This is a genomic window from Streptomyces sp. NPDC020379, from assembly GCF_044387105.1.
Classification (GTDB): Bacteria; Actinomycetota; Actinomycetes; order Streptomycetales; family Streptomycetaceae; genus Streptomyces.
The window spans coordinates 15717-32527 of record NZ_JBIRVR010000014.1; the positions used below are offsets into that span (position 1 = coordinate 15717).

Sequence of the window (16811 nt, forward strand, 5' to 3'; positions counted from 1 at the left end):
ATCGTCCAGCTTTCGGAGCGGGAATGCGGCGTGCGCCACATTCCCGCACCGGAGGGTGGCGGGTGGGCGTACAAGAGACCGAACCCTTACGATCCTCTGCGTGTCCAAATTGACCGACCTGCCGAAACGGATCCTCATCGGCCGGGCGCTGCACAGCAACAAGCTGGGCGAGACCCTTCTCCCCAAGCGCATCGCCCTCCCCGTCTTCGCTTCCGACCCGCTCTCCTCCGTGGCATACGCGCCGGGCGAAGTGCTGCTCGTCCTGTCCGTGGCAGGTGTGTCCGCCTACCACTTCAGCCCCTGGATCGCCCTGGCGGTCGTGGTGCTGATGTTCACGGTGGTCGCCTCGTACCGCCAGAACGTGCACGCCTACCCCAGCGGTGGCGGTGACTACGAGGTCGCCAACGTCAACCTCGGCCCCAAGGCGGGCCTCACCGTCGCCAGCGCCCTGCTCGTCGACTACGTCCTGACCGTCGCCGTCTCCATCGCCTCCGGCATCGAGAACCTCGGCTCCGCCATCCCCTTCGTCGTCGAACACAAGACGGCCTGCGCCATCGGCGTGATCGTCCTGCTCACGCTGATGAACCTGCGCGGCGTGCGGGAGTCGGGCAAGCTCTTCGCCATCCCGACCTATGTCTTCGTCGGCGGCGTCTTCATCATGATCGCCTGGGGCGCGTTCCGCGGCCTGGTCATGGGCGACACCATGAAGGCCCCCACCGCCGACTACACCATCCACGCCCCGCACCAGGGCCTCGCCGGCTTCGCCCTCGTCTTCCTGCTGCTGCGCGCCTTCTCCTCCGGCTGCGCCGCCCTCACCGGCGTCGAGGCCATCAGCAACGGCGTCCCCGCATTCCGCAAGCCCAAGAGTAAGAACGCGGCCACCACGCTCGCCCTCATGGGCGGGCTCGCGGTCACCATGTTCTGCGGCATCATCGCGCTGGCCATGGTCACCAAGGTGCGGATGGCCGAGAACCCCGCCACCGACCTGCTCAAGGGCGGCGTGCCCCTCGGCGACGGCTACACCCAGAACCCGGTGATCTCCCAGGTCGCCGAGGCGGTCTTCGGCAGCGGCTCGTTCCTCTTCATCGTGCTCGCCGCCGCCACCGCCCTCGTCCTCTTCCTGGCCGCCAACACCGCGTACAACGGCTTCCCGCTGCTCGGCTCGATCCTCGCGCAGGACCGCTACCTGCCGCGGCAGCTGCACACCCGCGGCGACCGGCTCGCCTTCTCCAACGGCATCGTGCTGCTCGCCGGCGCCGCCGCCGTCCTCACCTATATCTACGGCGCGGACTCCACCAAGCTGATCCAGCTGTACATCGTCGGCGTCTTCGTCTCCTTCACGCTCAGCCAGACCGGCATGGTGCGGCACTGGAACCGCCACCTGCGCACCGAGACCGACCCGGCCAAGCGCCGCCACATGATGCGCTCCCGGGCCATCAACAGCTTCGGCGCCTTCCTCACCGGCCTCGTCCTCGTGGTCGTCCTGCTGACGAAGTTCACGCACGGCGCCTGGGTCGCCCTGCTCGGCATGGTGATCTTCTACGCCACCATGACGGCCATCCGGAAGCACTACGACCGGGTCGCCGAGGAGATCGCCGTCGACGAGGAGCCGGGCGACGAGGCCGTGCGTCCCTCCCGGGTGCACTCCATCGTCCTGGTCTCCAAGGTCCACAAGCCGACCCTGCGCGCGCTGGCCTACGCCAAGCTGATGCGCTCCGACACCCTCGAAGCCCTCAGCATCAGCGTCGACCCGGCCGAGACCAAGGCACTGCGCGAGGAGTGGCAGCGCCGCTCCGTCGACGTCCCGCTGAAGATCCTCGACTCGCCCTACCGCGAGATCACCCGGCCGATCATCGACTACGTCAAGAGCCTCCGTAAGGAGAGCCCCCGCGACGCGGTCAGTGTCTACATCCCGGAGTACGTGGTCGGCCACTGGTACGAGCACCTGCTGCACAACCAGAGCGCGCTCCGCCTCAAGGGCCGGCTGCTCTTCACCCCCGGGGTGATGGTCACCTCGGTGCCGTGGCAGCTCGACTCCTCCGAAGCGGCCAAGAAGCGGGCCCGCAAGCGGGCCGAGTGGAACGCGCCCGGTGCCGTCCGGCGCGGCCCCGTCTCGGCCCCGAAGAAGGAACTCAAGAAGGAACCCAGGAAGGAAAGGGCCGCCACGAAAAAGTAGGCGGCAGGAGCAGGGGGCGGTGGGACGTAGACTGAACGGCTGTTGTCCCGCAGCCCCCTCTCACCTCTCTGGAGTCGACCCGCCATGCAGCACGAGACCGAAGCATCGCTGGTCGGCCACGAGTACGAGGTGGAGGTCGGCCCGGTCGCCCACGGCGGTCACTGCGTCGCCCGCACCGAGGCGGGCCGGGTGCTCTTCGTCCGGCACGCGCTGCCCGGCGAGCGCGTCGTCGCCCGGGTCACCGAGGGCGAGTCGACGTCGCGCTTCCTGCGCGCCGACGCCGTGGAGATCCTGACGGCGTCGAAGGACCGCGTCGAGGCGCCCTGCCCCTTCTCCGGCCCCGGCAAGTGCGGCGGCTGCGACTGGCAGCACGCCAAGCCGGGCGCCCAGCGCCGGCTCAAGGGCGAGGTCGTCGCCGAGCAGCTCCGCCACCTGGCCGGCCTGACCCCCGAGGAGGCAGGCTGGGACGGCACGGTCGTCCCGGCCGAGGGCGACAAGCTCCCCGCGGGCGAGGTCCCGGCCTGGCGCACGCGCGTCCAGTACGCGATCGACGCCGAGGGCCACGCGGGCCTGCGCAAGCACCGCTCGCACGACGTCCAGGTCATCGATCACTGCATGATCGCCGCGCCCGGCGTCTCCGAGCTCGGCATCGAGAAGCGCGACTGGCCGCAGATCGCGACCGTCGAGGCGATCGCCGCCTCCGGTTCCGCCGACCGCCAGGTGATCCTCACCCCGAAGCCGGGCGGCCGCCTCCCGATCGTCGAACTCGACAAGCCGGTCTCGGTGATGCGCGTCGGCGAGAAGGACAAGGCCGTCCACCGCGTGCACGGCCGCCCCTTCGTCCGCGAGCGCGCCGACGAGCGGACCTACCGCGTCGGCGAGGGCGGCTTCTGGCAGGTCCACCCCAAGGCCGCCGACACCCTGGTCAAGGCCGTCATGCAGGGCCTCATGCCGCGCAAGGGCGACATGGCCCTCGACCTCTACTGCGGTGTGGGTCTGTTCGCAGGCGCCCTCGGCGAGCGCGTGGGCGAGAAGGGCGCGGTGCTGGGCATCGAGTCCGGCAAGCGCGCGGTGGAGGACGCTCGCCACAACCTCCAGGACCTGGAGCGCGTCCGCATCGAGCAGGGCAAGGTCGAGTCGGTCCTCCCGCGTACGGGCATCAAGGAAGCCGACATCATCGTGCTGGACCCGCCGCGCGCGGGGGCGGGCAAGCAGACGGTGCGCCACCTTGCTTCGCTCGGTGCGCGGAGGATCGCGTATGTCGCGTGCGATCCGGCGGCGCTGGCGCGGGACCTCGCGTACTTCGCGGAGGAGGGGTACAAGCCGGTGAAGCTGCGGGCGTTCGATCTCTTTCCGATGACGCATCATGTGGAGTGTGTGGCGATCCTCAAGCCTGTCGAAAAGGGTCGCTGAGAGAACGCCATGGCCTTGCCTCCGCCGGACATCCGGCACGGAGGCAAGGCTGTGTTGCGGATGACGACGTTGGCGCAGCGCGCGCGTGCACGGGAAGCTGTCGCTGGACCCTCGACCTTCAAGCCCGCGACGGGAACAGCACGATTCGGTCACTGTGCCCATGACTTTGACCGGCAGCCGTGGTGTCGTTTTCCAGCGGGTTAAGATCACCTAACTGATTGCGGCCCGACGGGCTTCCTGACGAGGACATGCCCCCACCCGCACGAGTCACTCGTGCCCTGGGGGAACCACCTCGTGTCCATGCTGCTGCTGAAGTTGTCGGCGCAGGATCTGCTCACTCTGAATTCGCGTCGTCGTATGGTGCCGCACCTTGCCGCCCGCTGGCGGCACTTCCGGGGCAGAGATGCTTCCGAGTCCGAGCGGTCAGCTTGGGCGGAGAGCCTGGTGAGTCTCGCGAGCGACCTCGTCGCCGCGGGGCGCGGCAACGTGGAGATGATCGTCGAGTGCGCCGCGACAGTGGACGAGTCGAACCGCGCAGGTGATCCCCGGCTCATCGACGTTGTTCTGGTGGGCCGTCATCCGGAGAAGCACGGGCCGTCCGTGCAACTGGTCGAGTTGAAGCGCTGGTCTACGGTGACCAGAGTGGAACAGGCCACTGCGGATCTGGTGTATGTGCCGGGCATGAAGGACAGCAAGAAACATCCAGCTCTGCAATTGCACGAGTATTACACGGCGTTCACGAGTGCCAGGGGCCCGTTCGAGGGACTTGAGTTCGCCTGTGGCGGCTTCGCCTATCTGCACAACGCTACGGAAGAATCCGTGCGCCCCATGCTCGAGGTGGATGCGCCGACAGGATCCTACGCCCATGTGTACACGGGCGACCGGCGCGAACAATTGCTGTCCGACCTACGGAAGCACTTCGCCGAGGAAGGCGCCGCCTCTGTCGCGGAGATAATGCTGAGGAGCATGGGCTTGCGCAATACCCCCCTGCTCGACGCCATGATCCGTTCCCATGGGGCCGACACTGTCTTCACCCTGCGCGGGCAGCAGAAGGAGGTCGCCGACCAGGTCATGGACACGGCCTCCAAGGTCCTTCCAGAGCCCCTGAACCCGACGTTGATCCCGGACGAACGACGGGTGGTTTTCCTGGTGACCGGTGGTGCAGGAACCGGGAAGAGCGCGATCGGCCTGCAGATCAAGGCGGAGCTGGAAGCCCAAGGCCGCACGGTGAACTACGCCAGCGGCAGCAGGGCCTTCAATGGTGCGCTCCAAGAACACGTCGGCTACGGAGACCGGGAGTTCAAGGAGACGTTCACCTATTTCAGCAACTTCGTCACTCCACCGGATCCACCTCTGGACATGCTGATCTGCGACGAGGCGCACCGTCTCCGGGATCGTTCGACCAACCGCTTCTGGAAGCCTGAGGACTGGGGCACCGGTCCTCAGGTGGACGAGCTTCTCGCCGCGTCTCGTCTGACGATGTTCTTCCTGGACGAGGGCCAGTCCGTGCGACCGAACGAGGTCGGCACCGTCGGCCTGATAGAGGATGCCGCCAGGCGGCACGATGCCCGGCTTGTTCGATACGGGCTCCGGGAGCAGTTCCGGTGCGGTGGCAGTGACGCCTACGTCCGCTGGGTACGCGCGGTGCTCGGCATGGTGGAAGAAGAGCCCGAGCCGTGGACGCCGGACGGACTGATGCACATCGAGGTGGCGGATACCCCGGAGGAACTCGAACGGATCATTCGTACGGAAGCACTGGCCGGGGCGTCCGCGCGCATGGTCGCGGGATACTGCTGGCCATGGACGAAGCCGATCGGCGCGGAGAGGCGGCTGGAGGCGGACGTTCGTATCGGCGACTGGCACCGGCCGTGGAACGCTGATAGCACCAGTTTCTGCAAGGATGGCGTGCCCCCGTCGAAGATCTGGTCCGTGCACGAGAACGGACTCGGGCAGATCGGCTGCGTTTACACGGCGCAGGGCCTTGAGTGGGACTGGTGCGGTGTGATCATGGGCGAGGACATGGTGCGCCGTGACGGTCAGTGGGTCTTCCGCCGGGGTAAGGAGCGCAAGGATCCGGAGTCGGGTATCAAACGTGTTGCTCAATCCGGCTCGTTCGACCCGAAGGTGAAGGCCGGTAGTGTCGATGACGAGGAATTCGCCAGGCTTGTCCGCCAGGCGTACAACGTGCTGATGACCCGGGCCAGCCGGGCGACGGTGCTCTACTCCACGGATGAGGAGACCCGGACCTACCTCAAGAAATTCGTCGGCGAGGTGGAGATCCACGGATTGCGTCCCACCTGGGAGAACTTGCCGGCCGAGGCGCGCACCCCGCATCTGCCCCGGCCCAGCAGAAGAGGACGTGGCCGAAAGGCCAAGAAGTCACGCGGATCGCAGAAACCTGATCTGCGGCTCTTCTGACGAAGAGCGATACGGAAAGGGGAGTGGCGGGCTCACCGGGCCCGCCACTTGCCTGCATCAGAAGAGCAGGCTCGCAACCGACGACGAGGCCGTCACCAGAAGATTGGAAACGACTCCGACCGCGATCTCGATCAGGATCCTGCGGATCCGGTCACGACGCGCAGACTTGTACTCGACCGAGGTCATGGGCTACTCCAAAGCAGTGAGATTGGAATAGCAGGGGGACGCCCTGCCGGGCATCCACGCTCACGTCGTGTGTTGCCACACGACGGGCACAACCATTCCTCACCCACAGCTGCTGAAGCACGCGCATGAACCGCAGTCCGTACCCTCCGGGAAGGTGCGCTGCGCGACGATGATATCTCGTGGTCCGGATCCGAGAGGCGGGTCCTCCAAGGTGACTCCATGTCGCGAACGGGTAGCTGTCCACGACATGGTGAGCACCGTTCAGGGTCTAAAACGCCGAGGGGATCAGGGAGCGGAGCTTCTCGCGGGTCTCCGCGTCCGTCGAGTAGATGATTGTCCCGATCATGCCTCGAGTGAGCAGCACCTTGTAGGTGTTGCGGACGAGGCGATCGACCTCCTCGTCCGGCGTCGCCTTGGTGAAGGCGGGGTCTTTCGACGCGGTACGGTCGACCACCCAACGGTCGGTTCGCCAGACCAGATCCGGGCCCATGATCACCCCTGACCAGTCGTACTCGAAGCCCTGAGCTGTATAGACACAACCAACCTGCCCGAACCCGGCGGGGTCAGTAGCCCAGAGCGACGCGGGCGGTGCGCCGAGAAGGGCGCGATCACCGTAGAGGTTCCACGGCCGCGCCCAATCCCCGACGACCACGTCGGCAGGCAGGGCGGACATGTTCGGAGTGATCTTCGTCGTCCACCGCCAGCAGTAGCCGGCGGACATTCGGGCGCCGTAGCTCTCGGCCCTCCGTGAGGCGAGGAAGTCCTCCAGTTCCTGTGGGCTGCCGGCGGTCAGCAGTTGCACCTTGCCGTCCGGTTCCCATACGCCAGGTACGCTGCCCTCCAGTTCCAGCAGACTGGTCACCCAGTCCAGGTAGGCGTCACTGCCACCACACCGGAATTGACTGTCCAGCTCGATCACTGTGCACTCCAGCCCCTGTGCGGCGGCGGCGTCCTGGATCTGCTCCACTGTGCCCATTTCGCCGGGCCGCACCACCTGGTGCTGGTCCAGCAGGAATACCGGCACCCGGGCAGCGTCCATCAGCTCCGCCACCTGAGCGCGGCCTGTACGCAGCGCAGCTCTGGTGTACCGGTTGGCGGATGTCTTGCGGAGACGGTGGGCCTCGTCGCAGATGAGCACCTCGAGGTCGTTGGGCTCGGCCTCCATGAAGCTGTTGAAATAGCGGAAAAGCTTCTGGACCTCGGGCTTCCGGGCACCGGCGACCTTGCGCATCGTCTTCGTGAACGACTGCGAACCAGTGGCGTGCAGCGCGGGGATCCCACGCCGGTAGAGATCGCCCAGCAGGGACAGAGCGATCACGCTCTTTCCGGAGCCCGGACCGCCGGTCACCACGACGGCCTGCTTGTGGTTGGAGCGCCGGGCCCTCCGGACCGCCGCCATCACGGTTTCGTAGGCGAGCCGCTGCTCGTCCAGCAGGACGAACTGCTCCCGGCTGCGGACTTCTTCGGCCGCAACGGTCATCAACTGCTTCGACGGCCGAACCTTGCCCTGCATCAGCGCGTCGGCCGCCTCGGCGCCTGGCTTCGCAGCCAGCCGGGAACGCAGGTAGCCCAGAAAGGCGCCGCGTTGTTCTCCGGTGAACATCCGGCCCCGGTCGTCCTCTGTGACGGCACGCAGCCCGGCCACCCCGGACTCGGTCGCGTTGTGCAGGTAGGCCACCCCGACGATCGACTCCGGCAGCCGTTCCAGTGCGCCGTTGAACGAGACCAGGTAGTCGCAGTAACCGCGCACCTGCTCGATCGGGTTGAGGACCGGCTCTGGGTAGGCGGGAATGTGGCATCGCAGCGGATCGTCGTCCTCCGGGTGTGCCTCGCTCCACTGCTTGAGCTCGACTACCACGTACGACGGCTCGCCGGTGGACGGATGCACGCCGGCCAGTATCGCGTCCGCGCGCTTGCTGGTCAGAGGCAGTCCGTACTCCAGAAGAACCTCGACCTCGCCGAGCCCGGCTTCCACGAGCGCGTTGGTCAGCGCGGGGACGCTGCGCTCCCAGGAGCGTACTTCCGATGACTGAGGCCAGTGGCGGTGCTTGTGCAGGAAGTTCTCGGTCAGGAGCTCCGCCAGTTGCCCTTCGAGATGGGTGCGGTTGGCCAATGATGCCGCGGACTCACGGAACAGCAAGAAATGCCCCCAGGCAGCACGAAGTAGCTCGTGCGGGTGGGGGCATGTCCTTCGTGCCGCGAAAGCGGAGCGGAAGCCCGTCGGGCCGCTGAGATAGTTCCTGTCATTCTAAAACAGAGGGTGGGGCAGGCGCCCACGGTGTGGCTCGCCGTCCAGGATCCGCAACAGGCGGTGCCGAGTGCTCTGATTCGGCCTCGGGGGCGGGGCGTGCGAGAAGGCGCACGGGCGACACTTGATGCCGGCCCGGTTCGCGACGGGCATTGCTCTCGGAACCTGGCTGCAAACCAGCGGTGCCGTCAGTCATCTGGCGGTCGGCATCGCGGTGCTCCGTCCCTCTGATGTCAATGGCAGATCAATGTGGTCGATGATCACTGCGGCTCGGTTTCACGTCGGTGATGCGGCGCAGGCCGACGTGCTTCTGGAGCCGGTCCGTGAACTTGTCACAGAACACGGATGGTACGGCTCGGCAGCGGGCTCGGTCCCTTGGCGGCCGTCGCGCGCCAATCGCTGGGCCGATTCGCGGTGTGGGAAGGGAGTCGGCAGCTTGTGACAAGGCCCAGTTCCGGACCACTTCGAATTCCAGACCTGCGAGTATCGCGACGCCCTGTGCGTGGCTGCAGATTCCCGCTGACGTCACTGTTACAAGACGTACCACGGCCGCGTAGGAATGGAGTCCCCGGAGGATGGCGCCCACCAGTAATAGCCGTGGGGCGCCAAACGCGGAGGCCGTTGTCGGGCAGGTTGTGCTGCTCACCCTGTGTCGCTTGCCCAACGGCTCCGGGGGCCCCACCGGGAGGAGCCGGAACGCGATCGACATCCGCGCCCTGACCCTTTTTGTCAAAAACCGCTCGTAGCCAGTCCACCCCGGGGAAAGAATGGCTGACGATGCCCCCGGCGTCCGATACTCCGGCCCTCGCTGGTGAGACTGCGGCGGCACCCGCCGGGTACGCCCCCTACGTGCACCTCACCGCGCCCAACGCCGCTCTGTACCGGCGCGTCAGGCGGACGTTCCTCGTCGCCGAGGAGCGGTTCGCCGTGCATCTGCGGCCCGAGGACGTGTATGAGGCTCTGCCCGCCGGTGAGCGTCCGGCCGAGCTCGAGACCATCGCCAAGGCTCTCGACAGCCTTGTCGATTGGGGGAATCTGCGCGCTGATCCGGACACCGCACGGGTCACCGCCGTCGAGGACTTCTACCGCAAGCGATTCGTCCATCAGCTCATCCAGGCCGGTGAGGCGGCCGAGGAAGCGCTGGCCGCGTGCGACGAGCCGCTCGGGCGGCGTGGAGCGCCGCAGGCGGTCGCGCTGCACGACATCGTCACCCAACCGCGTGCCCTGCTCGCCCTAGGGGCCGAGGAAGCCCCCGACCTCGCCAAGCCCATCTCGCGCTCTCCGGACTGACCAGCCGGTTCGCCGCTCTGGCGCAGAACGCCCGTGCGTTCATGGGCTCGTTGCGGCGCACCATCGATTTGCACGACGTCGAAGAGGAGGTCTTCCTCGCCTGCAAGGACCGGCTCATCCAGTATCTGGAGCGGTTCATCCAGGACTTGATCACTCTCGGCGGGCGTATCGTGCCGCTGCTGCGGACCGCCGCCGTCCGCGAGGCCACCGCTGCCTCCCCGGAGGACGCGGAGCACGCCGAGCGGGAGGCGTACGCGCGGTGGACGGAGCGTTGGGAAGGGCTTGCCGCCTGGTTCCTTACCCGGGACGGCCGTGAGTCACAGGCGCGGCCGCTGCGCGGCCGGGCGCTCGGGGCCATTCACCAGTTCCTCGCGGTCGTACGGTCGTTGAACGAGCGGAGAGCCGGACGCTCCGACCGCTCGGCCGACTTCTGGACACAGGCCCGCTGGTTCGCGGAGGCGCCCGACGGCGAGGCTCGCCACCGATTATGGCGCACCGCCTTCGGTCTCCACCCGTCCCGCCATCTCACCGTCGACGCCGAGACCCTCGCCGCCCGCGAGGCCCGCCCGGTTCCCGCCGCCACCTCGTGGGCTGAGGATGGCGTACCGCTCGTTGTCACTCATTCCGCGTCCGGCCCGCCCTCGCCACGCTTGCCGTTGCTCGTGCCGTCGGAGAGGAATCGCGCGATCCGCCCGTCGTCCGTGCGGGCTTCCCGGCCGCTGAGGCGCAGCGTCGCCCCGTCGGCGCGGGTGGCGACGATCGTCCGCTGAGGCGCGCGGGCCAGCCATACCTGCACACCTGTGGCGAACGAGGGAGCCCCCGCTGAACACGAGCCCGATCAGGTCGGTGACCGCGCTGCCCTTGTCGACGGCACGAGCGGCTTGCTGCTGGGGGACGTCGAGCGCCGCTCGTGGGTCGGCCTCGGCGCCTCAGCGATCCCGGCCAGCAACTCGCGCGCTTCACGCCCCGCACGCAACGGGTCGTCGTCGACGATGGAGGCGCGGTGGTCGGCCTCGCCGGCAGGGATCATGCTCTCAGTGACTGCCCCCTCTTCATACCCGTGTGGTGGATACCGGCCGGTAAGCCCGCGGGGCTGCGCGTACCGATCTCGTGGGATGCCGAAAACGGCGACGGTGGGCCGGATCACAACCGCCCGCATTACGCCCTGACACCATGTCAGCCTCTAGCGTCCTCCACGTGACACAGACGACGCGGTTCCGCCTGACCGCTGGGCCTGGCCCGCATCGTCGACATCCTCGACTTGGAGAACCCGCCGGACCATGAAAGTCAGCGTTTCCACCTTCCAGACCACCGGATCCGCCCCCGTCCAAGATCTCGCGCGTGACCTCGAAGAGCGTGGCTACGACGCCCTCTATTTCTGCGAGCACACGCACCAGTCCTCGCGCGTCGCACGCCAGAAGCCGGACCTGGAGCGGCGCTTCCGGGAGACCTTCGATCCGTTCGTCAGCGCGCACGCCGCCGCCGCGGTGACCGAGCGGTTGCGGGTGGGGTCCGCCGTCTCGCTGCTCGCCCAGCACGAGCCCATCGCCATGGCGAAGCGGCTCGCGACGCTGGACCGGCTCGTCGGGGGCAGGCTCGACGTCGGGGTGGGGGCCGGGTGGATCGAGGACGAGATGGTGACCCACGGCGTCGATCCGAAGCGGCGCAACGGGCATCTCGCCGCGCACGCCCGCGCCGTCAAGGCGCTGTGGTCCGGTGAGCCGGTCACCTTCTCCTCGCCGTACGTCTCGTTCGAGGAGATCGTCGTGCGCCCCACCCCGTCGCAGCGGCCGGGGCCGCCGGTCTACGTCGCCGGTGCGGGGCCGCGGTCGGTAGAGCGCGTCCGGGACTTCGGGGACGGCTGGATGCCCGACTACGGGTCCGTCGACCCGCGGACGTTCTTCGCCCGGCGCGAGCAGGTGCGGGAGTTGGAGCAGGAGACGGGCCGGCGCGTCCCGGTCGTCGTGATGGGCGTGCCGCACGACCCGCGCGTCATCGAGTCGCTCGCCGCGGCGGGCGTCGACCAAGTCGCGACGCTCGCGCCGTCGGCCCCGCTGACCGAGATCCGCGCGTTCCTGGCGTCCTTCGAAGCGAGCCTCCGCGCGGCCCTCGGCGGGGAGAGCAGGGTTCAGGCGATCAGGCCAGGGAAGCCGCACGCCCTGTGAGCACCGCGATGTACTGGCGCGTACGGCGCAGCGACGCGATCTCGCGCGAGATCCGCTCGTATTCCTCGTCGAGCATGGCGGCCAGTTCCTCGCACGTGGTGGAGATGTCGATCCCCTCGTGCGCGCAGTCGATGAGCAGGGAGATGTTCTGGGTGCTCACACCGCCGTCCAGCAGGAACCTGATCAGCAGGACCCGGGACACGTCCTCGGGGTCGTAGAGACGGTGCCCCAGGCCGGTGCGGTGGGGGTTCAGCAGGCCGCGGCTCTCGTAATAGCGCAGGAGCCGTTCGCTGACTCCCGTGGCACCGGACATCTCCCCGATGCGCAGCTGCCGGCGGGGCCGCGCCGCCGCGCCATCGGGACCGCGCTCACGCGCTCTCCCTGTGGTGATCGCTTCGCCGAGTCCTGCCGACACTGCCGCCCCCTGTTCCCGACGCACTGGATGTGTCCCGCCGGGTTCAACCGGAACGGCCCGGTGAATCATCCCGTGTGCTCAGGAAGCGGCCGGTGGCTCGGTCGGCCGCGCCGCGCTGCGTCCCGCGAGCCTCGGGAAGTGCAGGTCGAAGTGGAGTGCCGCCATGCGGATCATGAAGACCGTCGCGGCCGCGACGACCGTGGTGAGGGTCGGGGCCGTGCCGGCCCAGTGCAGGAGCAGGTAGACGCCCGCGCCGGCGGCGGCCGCCGTGGCGTAGATGTCCTCGCGCAGCAGCAGGGGCGGGAACTGGCCGCACAGCAGGTCGCGTACGACCTCGCCGGTCACACCCGTGAGCACCGCCAGCATGATCACCGCGAGCGGGGTGACGCCCGCGTCGACGGCGGCGCGGGCGCCGATCACGGTGACGACCGACAGACCCACGGCGTCCACGGTCATCAGGCTGCGGTGGGGGAGCCGCCGGTGGCGCAGGAGGAGCATCGTGGCGACGGCGGTGGCGGCGACGACGGTGAGCAGGACCCAGTCGTGCGTCCAGTACAGCGGGTGCCGGTCCAGGATGAGGTCGCGCAGGGTGCCGCCGGAGATGGCGGCGGCGAAGGCGAGGACCAGGCCCCCGAAGGGGTCCAGCCGTGCCTGGTGGGCGGCGAGCACGCCGCTGGCCGCGAAGGCGGCGATCCCTGTCAGGTAGAGCACGTACAGCACCATGTCCGCCTCCCGCCGGATGACGCGTATGACTTCGGCGGGGCGGCCTCGACCAAGGCTCGACCCAGCGCACAACCACGCCAGCCAACCAGCGCCGCCCGGGCCTCGGCGTCGGTCTTTCGGCCATACCTATACGGCCGAAAGGCCCATTTCCGCCCGGCCGGCTCCGACGGGGCCTGTGCATGAGCGCTCGGGGCGCTGTCCGGGGCCGGAGCCTCCGCCGACGCCGGTCACCGGACGGGAGAGGCAACGGCACCGCCCGTGGACGCGCGCCCACGGCCGACCGGTGGCACGCTGAATCCATGGCCCGGCGCAATGCCGAGATCGAGGCGCTGCTCCAGGAGTACGCCGACCTCGTCGCGATCACCGGTGGCGACGCCTTCAAGGCGCGCGCCTACGAGAAGGCCGCGCGGGCGATCGGCGGGCACCCGGTCGACGTGGCGAAGCTCGACGCCAAGGCCCTGCGCGAGATCCCCAACGTCGGGAAGTCGATCGCCGAGAAGATCGAGGAGTACCTGCGCACCGGCCACGTCTCCGCGATCGAGGAGACCCGGACGGCCGTCCCGGCCGGGGTCCGCGAACTCATCGGCATTCCCACGCTCGGACCGAGGAAGGCCCTGGCCCTCCACGAGGAACTGGGCATCTCCTCCGTGGCGCAACTTCTCGACGCCGTCCGCGAAGGGCGCCTGCGCGACCTCAAGGGCTTCGGCGAGAAGACCGAGGCGAACATCCTCCACGGCATCGAGCTCATGCAGAAGGCGGGCGGCCGCATCCTCCTCGGCGCCGCCATGGACGCCGCCGAACAGTTCGTCGCCGCGCTCTCCGAAGTGAGCGGCTGCGCGGGCTGCGCCTACGCGGGATCGCTGCGCCGCATGCGGGAGACCATCGGGGACATCGACATCCTTGTCGCCGCCGAGCGGGCGGCCCCGTTCATGGAGGCGTTCTGTGAACTCCCGGACGTCGCCGAGGTCATCGTGCGCGGCCAGAAGAAGACCTCCATCCGCACGCTGAAAGGGCTCCAGGCCGACCTGCGCGTGCTGCCTCCTGGCGCCTGGGGAGCGGGACTTCTGTATTTCACCGGCTCCAAGGCGCACAACATCCGCGTCCGGGAGATCGCGGTCCACCACAAGTACAAGCTCTCCGAGTACGGCCTCTTCCATGTCAAGAGCGGACGGAAGATCACCTCCGCCACCGAGGAGGACATCTACGCCCGGCTCGGACTGCCCTGGATCCCCCCGGCCTTGCGCGAGGACCGCGGCGAGATCGCCGCAGGGCTGCGGGACGAACTCCCGGAGCTGATCGCGGAGGACGACATCCGCGGCGACCTGCACACGCACACCGACCTCACGGACGGGCTCGCCTCCCTGGAGGACATGGTCGCCGCGGCGGCCGCGCGCGGCTACGCCTACTACGCCGTCACCGACCACGCCCCCGGCCTCGCCATGCAGCGCATGACCGACGAGAAGATGCTCGCCCAGCGCGACCAGGTGCGCCAACTCGACGGGAAGCACCACCGGATGCGGGTGCTGCACGGCACCGAGCTCAACATCGGACCCGAGGGCGGTGTGGACTGGCCCGACGAGTTCCTCGACCGCTTCGACCTGTGCGTCGCCTCCGTGCACTCCCACTTCAACCAGAGCCGCGACGACCTGACGCGGCGGATCGTGCGTGCCTGCGAGAACCCGCACGTGGCGGTCCTCGGTCATCCCACGACCCGGCTGATCGGCAAACGGCCCGGCATCGACGCCGACTTCGACGCCGTCTTCGAGGCATGCGCGCGGACCGGCACGGCGCTGGAGATCAACGCTCACCCGGAGCGGCTCGACCTGGGCGACGAGGACATCCTGCGCGCGAAGCGGTACGGCGTGAAGTTCGCGGTGAACACCGACGCGCACGCCACCACCCACCTCTCGTACATGCGTTACGGCGTGGGTACGGCGCAGCGCGGCTGGCTGACGAAGGACGACGTGATCAACACCTGGCCTCTGCAACGGCTGCGGCGCTTCCTGCGTCCGGGCTGACGCGCCCTGCCTGCGCCCGCTTGCCGAAACCCGTTCTGCGGGCGCTCGCCTTGCCCGCCCCGTTCTGCCCGCGCTCGCTTCGCCGGCACCTGCTCTGCGGCACCCGTTCTGTCTGCACTGGCCGCGTCGGCACCCGCTCTGGCCTGCGCCCGCCTGCCCGCACGCGGCGGCGCCGCCCCGCAGAAATGTTTCTCCACAGGCAAACCATGTTCGAATAAGTTCTGGTTACTCTCTGTTTTCAGATCGCCACGCAAAGGCGCATCGCCGGGTGGCGGCAGCACCGCCACGCAATGGCCACTCAGGGGGATTCGCATCATGGACGTACTGCGGCACGTCGCCGCCCACTTCGCACTCGACCTCGTCGCCGTGTGCCTGCTGACCTTCGCGGTCTACTGTCCGCGCCACCGCCGCCGAGATCTCGTCCCGGCGTATCTCGCCCTGAACGCCGGGCTGTTCACGGTCGTCGCGGCTCTCGGCGAGCTGGGCGGCGGCGGTGGGGCGGCGCTCGGGCTGGGGCTCTTCGGGGTCCTGTCGATCGTCCGGCTCCGGTCCGACTCGGTGCAGCACGAGGAGGTCGCGTACTACTTCACGACCCTGGTCCTCGGGCTCGTCTGCGGCCTGCCGCATCTGGGGCTCCCGCTGGAGGCCGGGCTGAGCGCCGCCCTGCTCCTCGTCGTATGGGCCGGCGACCATCCCCGGCTCCTGGCCCGTTCCCGCCGCGCCGTCGTCACCCTGGACAGCGTCCACCGGGATCCCGTCGCGCTGCGCGCCGATCTGGCGCGCCGGTTGGGTGAACCGCTCCAATGGACCGTCACCGAGGTCGACTTCGTACGCGACCTGACGGTCGTGGACGTGCGCTACCGCGAGCCCCGGCCGACCGCCGCCACCGGACCCGTCCGCCGCGAGGTGCCCGCCTGGGAGCCGGTATGAGCGCCCCGGCCGCGCCCCCGCGGGTGTATGCGCAGGCGGCCGCCGAGGCGGTCAGCGAGGCCGCGTATGCCACCGTGCCGGTCTCACTCGCCGAGGTCAACGAGCGCTCGGCTCTCCTGGCCCGCTTCGACCACAGCTACCTCGTGCCCGTCCCCGTCTTCCTGCGCATGGCCCGGCGCCTCACCGACCCTCGCCGGCCCGACGGACCCTTCCGCGCCCTGGCCATCGACGGGCGCCGCGCCTTCCGCTACCACTCCGTCTACTACGACACCCCCGCCCTCCGCTCCTTCCACGACCACCGCCAAGGCCGCCGCCTCCGCTTCAAGATCCGCGAACGCCGCTACCAGGACACCGGCGAGCGCCAACTCGAGATCAAACTCAAGGGCGGCCGTGGCGACACCGTCAAACACCGCCGCCCTCTGTCCGGCCACACCGCGCCCCTCGACCCCGGCAACCGCGCCTTCCTCACCCACACCCTCCGCCGTGCCTACGGCATCGGCGCCCCGGCCCACCTGACCCCCACCCTGACCACCGACTACCTCCGCACCACCTTCGTCGCCGACGGCCAGCGCATCACCTGCGACGCGGCACTCACCTGCACGGACCTCCACACCGGACATGCCGTGCACTGCGATCCGCAGCTCGTCCTCGTCGAGACCAAGACCACCGGCCACCTCACGGAGGCGGACCTGCTGCTGCACGCGTACGGCGTACGCCCGGCTGTCTTCACCAAATACTGCGGCGCGTTCGCGGCACTGAGACCGGAACTGCCCGCCAACCGCTGGCGACGGGCGGCACGCCGCGCCTTCGGCCCCGGCGGCTGACCCGG

General features: G+C 68.8%; 14 protein-coding genes. 9 read left to right on the forward strand and 5 right to left on the reverse strand.

Going from position 1 to position 16811, the window contains the following annotated elements; genetic code table 11:
- Positions 1-100 precede the first annotated feature (100 nt).
- From ACH427_RS19340 to ACH427_RS19350, 3 genes are all read left to right on the forward strand, one after another.
- Positions 101-2176: an APC family permease gene (locus tag ACH427_RS19340; RefSeq protein WP_398870717.1), complete on the forward strand. Its 2076-nt coding sequence runs from the start codon at positions 101-103 to the stop codon at positions 2174-2176.
- Positions 2177-2260: 84 nt separating this feature from the next.
- Complete coding sequence (locus ACH427_RS19345; protein ID WP_398870718.1) at positions 2261-3589, forward strand: class I SAM-dependent RNA methyltransferase; 1329 nt, start codon at positions 2261-2263, stop codon at positions 3587-3589.
- Positions 3590-3889: 300 nt separating this feature from the next.
- Complete coding sequence (locus ACH427_RS19350; protein WP_398870865.1) at positions 3890-6007, forward strand: DNA/RNA helicase domain-containing protein; 2118 nt, start codon at positions 3890-3892, stop codon at positions 6005-6007.
- A 57-nt stretch (positions 6008-6064) separates the two neighbouring features.
- Here the strand turns inward: ACH427_RS19350 and ACH427_RS19355 are convergent, their stop codons facing one another.
- Positions 6065-6193 (reverse strand): DUF6408 family protein, encoded by a 129-nt coding sequence (locus ACH427_RS19355; RefSeq protein WP_398870719.1) that lies wholly within the window; start codon positions 6191-6193, stop codon positions 6065-6067.
- A 268-nt stretch (positions 6194-6461) separates the two neighbouring features.
- On the reverse strand, positions 6462-8333 hold the full coding sequence (locus ACH427_RS19360) for a DNA/RNA helicase domain-containing protein (protein ID WP_398870720.1): 1872 nt from the start codon (positions 8331-8333) through the stop codon (positions 6462-6464).
- A 957-nt stretch (positions 8334-9290) separates the two neighbouring features.
- On the opposite strand from ACH427_RS19360, the gene ACH427_RS19365 reads away from it, so the two are divergent.
- The gene (locus tag ACH427_RS19365; RefSeq protein ID WP_398870721.1) at positions 9291-9731 is read left to right on the forward strand and encodes a DUF2397 family protein; all 441 of its coding nucleotides are present in this window, start codon (positions 9291-9293) and stop codon (positions 9729-9731) included.
- A 17-nt stretch (positions 9732-9748) separates the two neighbouring features.
- Positions 9749-10501, forward strand: a complete 753-nt coding sequence (locus ACH427_RS19370; protein WP_398870867.1) for a TIGR02677 family protein — start codon at positions 9749-9751, stop codon at positions 10499-10501.
- Between the two features lie 68 nt (positions 10502-10569).
- Here the strand turns inward: ACH427_RS19370 and ACH427_RS19375 are convergent, their stop codons facing one another.
- Positions 10570-10761, reverse strand: coding sequence for a hypothetical protein (locus ACH427_RS19375; RefSeq protein ID WP_398870722.1), 192 nt, complete (start codon positions 10759-10761; stop codon positions 10570-10572).
- Between the two features lie 250 nt (positions 10762-11011).
- On the opposite strand from ACH427_RS19375, the gene ACH427_RS19380 reads away from it, so the two are divergent.
- Positions 11012-11896, forward strand: a complete 885-nt coding sequence (locus ACH427_RS19380) for a TIGR03619 family F420-dependent LLM class oxidoreductase (RefSeq protein WP_398870723.1) — start codon at positions 11012-11014, stop codon at positions 11894-11896.
- Here the strand turns inward: ACH427_RS19380 and ACH427_RS19385 are convergent.
- Positions 11868-12311, reverse strand: coding sequence for a MerR family transcriptional regulator (locus ACH427_RS19385; RefSeq protein WP_398870724.1), 444 nt, complete (start codon positions 12309-12311; stop codon positions 11868-11870). The genes ACH427_RS19380 and ACH427_RS19385 overlap by 29 nt on opposite strands.
- Before the next feature lie 78 nt (positions 12312-12389).
- Positions 12390-13034: a trimeric intracellular cation channel family protein gene (locus ACH427_RS19390; protein WP_398870725.1), complete on the reverse strand. Its 645-nt coding sequence runs from the start codon at positions 13032-13034 to the stop codon at positions 12390-12392.
- Positions 13035-13333: 299 nt separating this feature from the next.
- Here ACH427_RS19390 and polX point away from each other — a divergent pair, with 299 nt between their 5' ends.
- From polX to ACH427_RS19405, 3 genes are all read left to right on the forward strand, one after another.
- The gene (gene polX, locus ACH427_RS19395) at positions 13334-15052 is read left to right on the forward strand and encodes a DNA polymerase/3'-5' exonuclease PolX (protein ID WP_398870726.1); all 1719 of its coding nucleotides are present in this window, start codon (positions 13334-13336) and stop codon (positions 15050-15052) included.
- 315 nt (positions 15053-15367) lie between these two features.
- Entirely contained in the window at positions 15368-15982 is a 615-nt protein-coding gene (locus ACH427_RS19400; protein WP_398870727.1) for a DUF4956 domain-containing protein, read from the forward strand.
- Complete coding sequence (locus tag ACH427_RS19405) at positions 15979-16806, forward strand: polyphosphate polymerase domain-containing protein (protein WP_398870728.1); 828 nt, start codon at positions 15979-15981, stop codon at positions 16804-16806. Before ACH427_RS19400 ends, ACH427_RS19405 begins: the two co-directional genes overlap by 4 nt.
- The last annotated feature ends 5 nt before the right edge of the window (positions 16807-16811 follow it).